General features: G+C 37.8%; 9 protein-coding genes. All 9 read left to right on the top strand.

Annotated features, from left to right (window positions below; genetic code table 11):
* The first annotated feature begins 262 nt into the window (after positions 1–262).
* The 9 genes from IV87_RS10365 to lysS all read left to right on the top strand — a co-directional run bounded on the left by IV87_RS10365 (position 263) and on the right by lysS (position 9,787).
* Positions 263–532 carry an RNA-binding S4 domain-containing protein gene (locus IV87_RS10365; RefSeq protein ID WP_057808008.1) on the top strand — a complete coding sequence of 90 codons (270 nt, stop codon included), beginning with the start codon at positions 263–265 and terminating at the stop codon, positions 530–532.
* Between the two features lie 214 nt (positions 533–746).
* On the top strand, positions 747–1,118 hold the full coding sequence (locus tag IV87_RS10360) for an FtsB family cell division protein (RefSeq protein ID WP_057808006.1): 372 nt from the start codon (positions 747–749) through the stop codon (positions 1,116–1,118).
* A gap of 154 nt (positions 1,119–1,272) precedes the next feature.
* Positions 1,273–1,785, top strand: coding sequence for a S1 RNA-binding domain-containing protein (locus tag IV87_RS10355; RefSeq protein ID WP_057808004.1), 513 nt, complete (start codon positions 1,273–1,275; stop codon positions 1,783–1,785).
* A gap of 79 nt (positions 1,786–1,864) precedes the next feature.
* A complete protein-coding gene (gene tilS / locus IV87_RS10350; RefSeq protein ID WP_057808002.1) occupies positions 1,865–3,262 on the top strand; it encodes a tRNA lysidine(34) synthetase TilS in 1,398 nt (465 codons plus the stop codon).
* On the top strand, positions 3,262–3,804 hold the full coding sequence (gene hpt / locus IV87_RS10345; protein WP_057808001.1) for a hypoxanthine phosphoribosyltransferase: 543 nt from the start codon (positions 3,262–3,264) through the stop codon (positions 3,802–3,804). Before tilS ends, hpt begins: the two co-directional genes overlap by 1 nt.
* Positions 3,805–3,900: 96 nt before the next feature.
* The gene (gene ftsH, locus IV87_RS10340) at positions 3,901–6,051 is read left to right on the top strand and encodes an ATP-dependent zinc metalloprotease FtsH (protein WP_057807999.1); all 2,151 of its coding nucleotides are present in this window, start codon (positions 3,901–3,903) and stop codon (positions 6,049–6,051) included.
* Between the two features lie 147 nt (positions 6,052–6,198).
* Positions 6,199–7,083 carry an Hsp33 family molecular chaperone HslO gene (gene hslO, locus IV87_RS10335; RefSeq protein ID WP_057807997.1) on the top strand — a complete coding sequence of 295 codons (885 nt, stop codon included), beginning with the start codon at positions 6,199–6,201 and terminating at the stop codon, positions 7,081–7,083.
* A 129-nt stretch (positions 7,084–7,212) separates the two neighbouring features.
* A complete protein-coding gene (dusB, locus tag IV87_RS10330) occupies positions 7,213–8,220 on the top strand; it encodes a tRNA dihydrouridine synthase DusB (protein WP_057807995.1) in 1,008 nt (335 codons plus the stop codon).
* Between the two features lie 94 nt (positions 8,221–8,314).
* On the top strand, positions 8,315–9,787 hold the full coding sequence (gene lysS / locus IV87_RS10325; protein WP_371862121.1) for a lysine--tRNA ligase: 1,473 nt from the start codon (positions 8,315–8,317) through the stop codon (positions 9,785–9,787).
* The last annotated feature ends 398 nt before the right edge of the window (positions 9,788–10,185 follow it).

Raw genomic sequence — 10,185 nt, 5'->3', positions numbered from 1 at the left:
ATTAGACTTAGTCTGGAAGCAAATGGGCTCAGTAGTGACATTTATCTTAGCGGGTTTCGCTTAGATAAAGGCCGAGCTTAGAGACGTGGTTTTCGGCTCTAAGTCGTGCCCACTACGTTCCAGCCCGGTTTTGCTGGAAGACGGTATTTTAATCTAATTTTGTTACTATGAACGCTTTTGTATCAGACAATGAGATGTGTTTTTGTGCTTTCAACCTTTAGTTAAATAAAATTATTAACCAAAAAGAAACGAGGAAAAGTTAATGAGATTAGATAAATTTTTAAAAGTTTCAAGAATTATAAAACGACGCTCAATTGCAAAAGAAATCGCGGATCAGGGTCGAATTTTAATTAATGATCGCACCGCAAAATCTTCGTCTGACGTGTCAGAAAACGATCAATTGGTGATTAAGTTTGGTAATAAGACGTTAACTGTTCGGGTAGATGCTCTGTTGGAAACAACCAAAAAAGATGACGCAGAGCGCATGTACACAATTTTATCTGAAGACTATGCAAAAGATTATCGAAAATAAATTTCAAAATTAAATTTGGTTGTTTTTGAAGTGAATATCAATTTTATTGGGACTGGCTTACCACTTTGTGGAGGTTTGGTTCCTTTTTTAGTGATTAGGAAACCACTTACAAAATTTAATAAATTCTTTGTTGAAAATGCATAGACAGTCATATAGGACCTTGTTATAATTACTGTCAGAGAGATGAATCTTTGTAAAAACGGGGGTTGTATGAATGGCAAGTAATGTAAATGGGTCGCAGAGAACTTTGACCAAAACTACTGAAAAAATCAGAAAAATTCGTACAACACGATTGCACCGTTTTTATATCATTATGGGTATTTTTATTGTTTTTGCTGGTATCTTTGGTTTTCAAATTGTTCATACACATTACCAACGAGCAGCGGTTAATCAACAAATTCAAACTAGTAAGGCACAATACGCCACAGCTAAAACGCAAAATAAATCTTTAGGTTTGCAAGTTAAACAGTTAAATAACGCAGATTATCTCCAAAAATTGTTAAGAGAAAAATATTACTACAGTAAATCTGGAGAAATAATCTATAGTTTACCTGCTGATCATTCTTCCGATGTAAGTCAAAAGTAATTTAGTTATTTAATAATGATTATCATTTTGTAAGAACTAATCCTTACAGGATGATGGTCATTTTTTTGTTGTAAATTCAATTAGGATATTCTCGCACTTGCGATGATCTGGTGCTATACTAGTTACACATAGTCTAAGGAGGAAGTACTTTTTTATGGCAATTGAAGTTGGGTCAAAAGTATCTGGCAAGGTTTCGGGAATCACTAATTTTGGAGCATTTATCGATTTAGGCGACCATAAAACCGGGTTGGTACACATTAGTGAAGTTTCCAATGGATTTGTGAAGGATATTCATGATGTTTTAACGGTAGGCGATACAGTCACAGTTAAAGTATTGACAGTTGGCGATGATGGCAAGATTGGTTTGTCAATTCGTAAGGCTGAAGAACAACCAGCTCCAGAGCATCATAATCAATCTAGTCATTCTAACCGTTCTAATCATTCAGAACATACGAATCATGCAAATCATTTTGAGCATGAGGCTAGTTCACACCGTTCCTCAAAATCAAATTCTCATTATCAAGGACATGCTAGCAGTCATCATGAAGATCCAAAAGATTTTGACTCATTGCTATCAGGTTTCTTGAAAGATAGTGAGGCACGTTTAACAACCTTAAAACGTAACACAGAAGGTAAGCGCGGCGGTCGTGGTGGACGTCGAAGTTAAAAAATAAAATAAAGTGAGAAGCCCGTTGCAAAACATTCGTTTTGGTCGGGCTTTTCTTCAAACTAGAAGGTGAAGTTCAGTGAACGGCTCGTTACAAAGAGAATTTAATTTAACTCTTCGTAAGTACAATCTGAAGCCAACGGATACAGTGGTTGTCGGTGTTTCAACCGGTGTGGATTCGATGGTGTTACTAACTTTATTGGAAGAATTACCCTCAAGGCGACGTCCAAAAATTGTTGTGGCCCATGTCAATCACAAGCTAAGGGCACAAAGCACCCAAGAGCAGGCATTTATTGAAAAGTATACGCAAACTCATAATTTACGCGTGAAAATCAAAGTGTGGTCAGTAAATCAGCATCCCAAAACAGGAATCGAAAATGCAGCTCGAAAGATACGTTATGATTTTTTTGCAGAAGTTGCGCGAAAATTTCAGGCACGTTTTTTATTTACGGCACATCAGGCTGACGATCAGGCCGAAACTTTCTTAATGAAACTGGTCCGTGGTGGTGCGCTTCAACAATTACAAGGTATCGATTCAAGAAAATTGACCAAAAATACCATGGTGGTGCGACCGTTATTACCCTTTTCAAAAGAAGCCATTCGTCAATTTGCGACTCGTAAGCAACTAAAGTGGTATGAAGACCAGACGAACACTGACGAAAGCTTTACTAGAAATCGAATGCGACATCAAATAGTCCCGCGACTAAAACAGGAGAATGCACAGTTTTTAAAACATGTCCAGGACTATGAAACCCAATTGCAACTATTAATTAGGGCAACTGAACAACGTGAAGAGCAATTAACAAAAGAATTAGTTTTTGATGATGGTTATCGAACAGAACGCTTTTTAGAATTAAGCACAGAGTGGCAAAACCTGACGATTCAATATATTAGTGATCATGAAGTTGGTGAAGGAAAAGTTTCTAAACAGCAACAAGAAGAAATTCTGCGTCTTTTGGGAAATTTGCAAAAACCAACTGGCAAATTACAAATTAATGCACAAATGGATTTTATAAAAGATTATCAAAAATTTGGATTTTTTTTGACGACAGAATTGCAGAAAAAACCACTGATAATCAGTGATTCTATGTTAATATTGAACCAATGGCATTCGATTGAAGGCTATGGCAAAGTTGGCGTATTTGAAACTGATTATGATGCGAAGAAATTAGATGATTTATGCCAGGTGATGCAACTTAGTGAAAATCAACTAAATTTTCCTCTTACAGTTAGGTCAGCCAACCCACACGATAAGTTGGGCTTGAAAAATACTCATCAAAAAAGTGTGCGCCGGGTACTGATGGATGCCAAAGTACCAAGTTGGCAGCGAGTAAGTTGGCCCTTGCTAGTGGATAAAAATGAACAACCGCTTTGGTTGTTAGGTCTTCGAAAAAGTTGGCTTCAAACACCATTTGATGGTGATGTACAAAAATATTTCATAATCTGGAAACCAAATAATCTGGAGGAATTGAATTGATGAATGATGATATAGAACGCGTTTTGTATAGTCAAAGTGACATTGCGGATGCATGTAAAAGGTTAGGAAAACAATTGACAAAAGACTATGAAGGCAAAGTACCCGTAGTTGTTAGTGTTTTGTCAGGAGCAGTATTTTTTACAACTGACGTGATGCGTCAAATGGATACATATACACAATTGGATTTTGTGGATGTTTCAAGTTATCACGGTGGTACTCATTCCACTGGCGAAGTGCAACTGGTTACGGATATTAGTCGTGATGTGAGTGGCAGGGATGTTTTAATCATTGAAGATATTGTGGATACTGGACGTACACTTCAATTTATTATTGACCTATTCAAGAATCGTCATGCCAAAAGTGTGAAAGTTTGTACGTTACTTGATAAACCAACTGGACGAGTATTAGAAGCAAAAGCTGATTATGTTGGTTTTGTTGTCCCAGATGAGTTTGTTGTGGGTTATGGCTTAGATTATAAAGGTGAGTATCGGAACTTGCCATATGTCGGCGTTTTAAAGCCAAAAATTTATGTGAATAAATAATTGGTCAAAATTGGTCAAGTGTGATATTATCTATCTATCGAGGGTTGAGCAGACCTCTGCTTGCCGTTCGTAAAACCGTCAACAAGGAGGATTCCAATGAATAAAAAAGGGAATAACAACGGACTTGTTAAAAATAGTTTGTTTTATATCGTTGTTTTCTTAGCTTTAGTTGGCATTATTTATTTTGTCACTGGGCAGGGAAATAATACACAAACGGCATCTATTTCATCAAGCCAATTTGTGTCCCAATTACAAAAGAACAAGGTTAAGAGTTTTGTCGTGCAGCCTACGAATGGTGTTTACAAAATTACTGGTAAATATCGCACTGCACAAAAGGGCAATACTCAATCTGGTTTATTCCCGGCGTCAAGTTCGTCTACTAAGGTCGAAAGCTTTACAACGACTGTGTTGGAAAATGATTCAACCACAGCTCAAATTACTAAAGCTGCGCAAAAGGAAAATGTCAAAATGGACACAAAACCAGAAGCTTCAAATAGCTTCTGGGTACAATTATTAGTTACCGGTTTGCCTTTGTTGCTCTTCATCGTTTTCTTCTATATGATGATGAGCCAAGCAGGCCAAGGTGGCGGTGGTAGTAAGGGTGTAATGAACTTTGGTAAGTCGAAAGTCAAACCAGCCGATAAAAAGGCAAACAAAGTTCGTTTCTCTGATGTTGCGGGTGAAGAGGAAGAAAAACAAGAACTTGTTGAAGTTGTTGAATTCTTGAAAGATCCTCGGAAGTTCGTTTCGTTGGGTGCTCGTATTCCATCAGGTGTGCTTTTAGAGGGGCCTCCTGGTACTGGTAAAACATTGTTGGCAAAAGCAGTTGCCGGTGAAGCAGGAGTTCCATTCTACTCAATTTCCGGTTCTGATTTCGTTGAAATGTTTGTTGGTGTCGGAGCCAGTCGTGTTCGTGATTTGTTTGACCAAGCAAAGAAAAATTCACCTTCCATCATTTTCATTGATGAAATTGATGCCGTTGGTCGTCGCCGTGGTAGCGGTGTTGGTGGCGGTCACGATGAACGTGAGCAAACTTTAAACCAATTATTGGTTGAAATGGATGGATTTACCGGAAATGAAGGCGTCATTGTAATGGCTGCTACTAACCGTTCTGATGTCTTGGATCCCGCTCTTCTTCGTCCAGGTCGATTTGATCGAAAGATTTTGGTTGGTCGTCCAGATGTTCGCGGTCGTGAAGCTATTTTGAAGGTTCACGCTAAGAACAAACCACTTGATAAAAATGTTGATTTGAATGAGATTGCTAAACAAACTCCCGGGTTTGTGGGTGCAGATCTTGAAAACCTATTAAATGAGGCTGCTTTGCTTGCTGCAAGACGTAATAAAAAGATCATCGATGCTTCTGATTTAGATGAAGCTGAAGATCGTGTTATTGCAGGACCAGCCAAGAAAAATGCAGTTGTTAATCCAGATGAACGTAAAGTTGTTGCTTATCATGAAGCTGGTCATACAATTGTAGGACTTGTTTTGAATGATGCCCGTGTGGTTCATAAAGTTACAATTGTTCCTCGTGGTCGTGCTGGCGGTTATGCAATCATGCTTCCTCGTGAAGATCAAAACTTGATGTCCAAGAAGGATGCTATGGAGCAAATTGCTGGTTTAATGGGTGGCCGTGCCGCTGAGGAAACCATCTTTAATTCACAGTCATCAGGCGCTTCAAATGACTTTGAGCAAGCTACTGGCATTGCCCGTGCAATGGTTACTCAGTATGGAATGAGCGATAAAATTGGACAGGTTGAATTATCAGCACCTGGTCAATCCTACTATGGTGAAAATGGTCCAGCTTATTCTGAAAAGACAGCGGCAACCATTGACGATGAAATTCGTCGCCTCACAGAAGAAGGCCATCAAAAAGCATTAGACATTATTGCTACTCATCGTGAACAACACAAAATTATTGCTGAAGCTTTGCTGAAGTACGAAACATTAGACGAAAAGCAAATTTTGAGTTTGTATAAGACGGGTGAAATGCCTGCTAAAAATGGTGCTTCAGAATTTCCAAGTGAAAAAGCAGCAACTTTTGAGGAATCAAAACGTGAGCTAGAACGCAAAGAAGCTGAACGTCATGCTGATGATAAAAATAATAACGACGACAATACAGATACAAAGTTAGATACTCCAAGTGAACATGAGGACGATTCTACCAATAATTCTGGTAGTAATCATCGTTTGCCAAGTTCACATGATGACTCGGAAGATCATAATTCTGATGATCATACAGATCTGTAAAACGGTCAAACTTGTATAAAAGTTTAAAAAACAGCAAATTGGTAAGGACTTTCCTTATTGATTTGCTGTTTTTGAGTAGTTAGGGTTGGCTTAGATTATAAGATGTGTAAAAATATAAGACGGTAAAGAAAATTTTGAGGAGAAAATATGGAAGACTATTTAATCAAAAGTATTATTAATGATGGTATGTTTCGTGCTTATGTAGTCAATGGTACGAACTTGGTAAGAGAAGCACAAAAACGACATGATACTTGGAGCGCGGCAACTGCGGCACTTGGCCGGTCGTTAGTTGGAGCGGTTATGCTAGCATCTTCATTGCTTAAAGGTAAAGAAAAATTGACGGTTAAAATTAATGGTGGAGGCCCAGTTGGTAATATTGTGGTTGACGGTAATGCTAACGGTACTGTAAAAGGATACTTGCAAAATCCTCATGTTTCTTTGCCACTAAATGCTAAGCATCATATTGATGTTGGTAAAGCAGTTGGCAATCGGGGAACCTTTTCAGTTACTAAGGACATGGGACTAAAAGATCCGTTTACAGGCAATGTTGCCTTAGCTTCTGGAGAAATTGGGGACGACTTTACTTATTATCTTGCTCAATCTGAACAGATACCTTCTTCCGTGGGAGTTTCGGTTTTTGTCAATCCTGATGAATCGGTGGAAGTTGCCGGTGGTTTTATGATTCAGGTAATGCCAGGAGCTAGTGATGAAGCAATTGACCGATTACAAACGACTCTGAATGATCTGCCATTAGTTTCAGAGCTCTTGCGACAGGGAAAAACGCCCGAAGATATTTTGAAATTACTATTTAAAGACGATAAGGTAAAAGTTTTGGATAAGTTACCAGTTTCGTTTAAGTGTGATTGTTCTAAAGACCGATTTGCAGCGGCAATGTCCAGCTTATCCTCCAAAGAAATTGAATCGATGATTAAGGAAGATCATGGTGCTGAGGTTACATGCCGTTTTTGTGGTAATAAATATCAGTATAATGAACTTGAATTAAAAGCAATTTTGATTAAATCACAAAATTAATTTCTATTTGGGTGAGTATTATTTATGTGTTATTATAAGCTCTGTGACTATTTTTAATAGCAGAATTTTTAGGCTAATTAATGATCGTAGTTTAAATAAATTGAAAAATAATTTAATGAGGTGAACAGAATGGAATGGCAAATTGGTGATGTTAAAATTCCTAACCAACTGGTCGTTGCACCCATGGCTGGTGTTACAAACTCAGCTTTCCGCTTAATTTGTAAAAAGTTTGGTGCTGGTCTTGTTGTTTGTGAAATGATTTCAGACCGTGGCATTATGTATAAAAATAAAAAAACATTGAGTATGATGAATGTAGATCCACACGAGCATCCAATGAGTATTCAAATCTTTGGTGGAACCAAAGAAACATTAGTGGAAGCAGCTAAATTTGTTGATCAACATACTGCAGCAGATATAATTGATATTAATATGGGTTGTCCGGTAAATAAAGTGGTCAAAACAGAAGCAGGTGCGCGTTGGTTATTAGATCCTAACAAAGTTTATGAAATGGTATCTTACGTGACGGATGCTGTTAAGAAACCAGTAACGGTTAAAATGCGAACTGGTTGGGATTCCGATCATATATTTGCTGTGAAAAATGCGCTGGCTGCTGAACGTGCTGGTGCTGCTGCTTTGGCAATGCATGGACGAACACGAAAACAGATGTATACGGGACATGCGGACTGGAATATTTTAAAACAAGTTTCTGATGAACTCACCATTCCTTTTATGGGAAATGGGGATGTCAGAACCCCAGAGGATACCAAACGGATGCTTGATGAAGTTGGTTCTACGGCTGTGATGATTGGCCGAGCTGTTTTAGGTAATCCGTGGATGTTGCATCGTGTTTCCACTTATCTTGAAACTGGTGAATTGATTGACGAACCAGCACCAGCAGAAAAGATTAAAATTGCAAAAGAACATTTGCATGGATTGGTGGAACTTAAGGGTGACTATGTTGGTCCACGTGAGTTTAGAACCCAGGCTGCATATTACTTAAAGGGAATTTCTCATTCAGCAAGAACCAAAGTCGCACTCAATAATGCAGAGTCTGAAAAAGAAATGGACGATATTTTTGACCGTTTCGCTGAGCAACAACAAGAGCGTGCAATTAAACGACAACAAATGGCAAGATGAAACAGCACTTGCTTTTTTAATGTAAAATAGGCATCATGGATACGTGAGAATAATGGTAGAGGAGGACTTTTTAGTGGCAAAGAAAGAACAAGACATGAACGATCAACTGAGAGTTCGTCGTCAAAAAATGCAAGATTTAAGAGATCAGGGGATTGATCCATTTGGGCACGCCTTTAAGCGTACTCATTTGACCAACCAACTTCATGAACAGTTTGGTGAACTGTCTAAAGAAGAGTTGGAAGAAAAGGACGTTAAGGCAACCATTGCAGGACGAATGATGTCAAAACGTGGTAAAGGTAAGGTAGGTTTTGCTGACCTGAAAGATCGTAAAGGAACTATGCAGATTTATGTGCGTAAGGATACGGTTGGTGAAGATGAGTATGCACTTTTCAAACAAGCTGATTTAGGTGACTTTATTGGGATCACTGGTGAGGTCATGAAAACTGACATGGGTGAGTTAACGGTTAAGGCAACTGATCTAACGTTCTTAACCAAGGCTTTACGACCACTTCCAGATAAATATCACGGTTTACAAAACGTGGAACAGATCTATCGCCAACGCTATTTGGATCTTATTTCTAATGACGATAGCTTCGAACGCTTTATGAAACGTACTAAGATAATTAGTGCAGTTCGTAAGTATTTAGATGGCTTAGACTACACAGAAGTCGAAACACCAGTGTTGCATTCACAAGCTGGTGGTGCAAATGCGCGTCCATTTATTACTCATCATAACGCACTAGATATTGACTTATATCTTCGAATCGCTTTGGAATTACATTTGAAGCGATTAATTGTGGGCGGTATGGAACGTGTTTATGAAATCGGTCGTGTATTCCGAAATGAAGGAATGGATACGCGTCATAATCCTGAATTTACTATGTTGGAAACTTATACAGCATATTTCGATTTTCATGATGTTATGGATGAAACTGAAGGTATTTTTAAGGCTGCTGTTAAGGCTGTTGCACCAGATGGTAAGATTACATTTCAGGGAACTGATCTTGATTTAAGTCAAGACTTTGCTCGTATGCATATGGTTGATGCAATTAAAAAATATACTGGGGTAGACTTTTGGCCTAAGATGAGTTTAGAAGAGGCTCGTAAATTGGCTGACGATCATAAAATTCATTATGAAGACTGGTGGCAAGTTGGCCATATCATTAATGAGTTCTTTGAACAATTAGTTCAAGATAAATTAACACAACCAGTATTCATTTATGGACATCCAGTAGAAATTTCGCCATTAGCTAAGAAAAATCCTGAAGATGCTCGCTTTACAGACCGGTTCGAACTTTATATTAAGGGCAATGAGTTTGCAAATGCCTTTACTGAATTAAATGATCCGATTGACCAACGTCAACGTTTTGAGGCTCAGGTTAAGGAACGTGAACAAGGTAATGACGAGGCTGAAGGAATCGATGAAGATTTCATTGAAGCTTTGGAATATGGAATGCCACCAACAGGCGGACTTGGAATTGGTATTGATCGTCTTGTAATGCTCTTAACTGATGCACCATCAATTCGTGATGTGCTCTTATTCCCAACAATGCGTCCGGAAAAATAAAAGAAGTGCTAGATAAATAAACTATTGCAAATTTTTTGCAAATAGTTTATTTTTTTATTTTAATAATTTTTGATATGTATAAAATGATATTTAGATCTAATACACGTGCTAAAAAGTAACTATAATTCTTTGATGTTACAAATAGTTCGGATTTTCTTTTAAAATCTAGAATTGTGTTTGGTTAAAATCAATAGATGCAAATTTTGGGTATTGACCGATCGGGTATTTTTTGGTTATACTAGTACACGTTGCTTAGATAACAGCGCGTTAAACAAAAGATAATCAAAAAAGTTTTTGTTGACGTTCTTAATTAAAAATGCTATTATTATATAGCTGTCAAAAATTAAGATTGTTTTTTAAACAGCCAAGTAGACCTTTGAAAACTGAACAAAGTTTCG

It is taken from the genome of Pediococcus ethanolidurans, assembly GCF_001437405.1.
Taxonomy (GTDB): domain Bacteria; phylum Bacillota; class Bacilli; order Lactobacillales; family Lactobacillaceae; genus Pediococcus; species Pediococcus ethanolidurans.
This window is presented reverse-complemented; position numbering and strand designations above follow the sequence as displayed.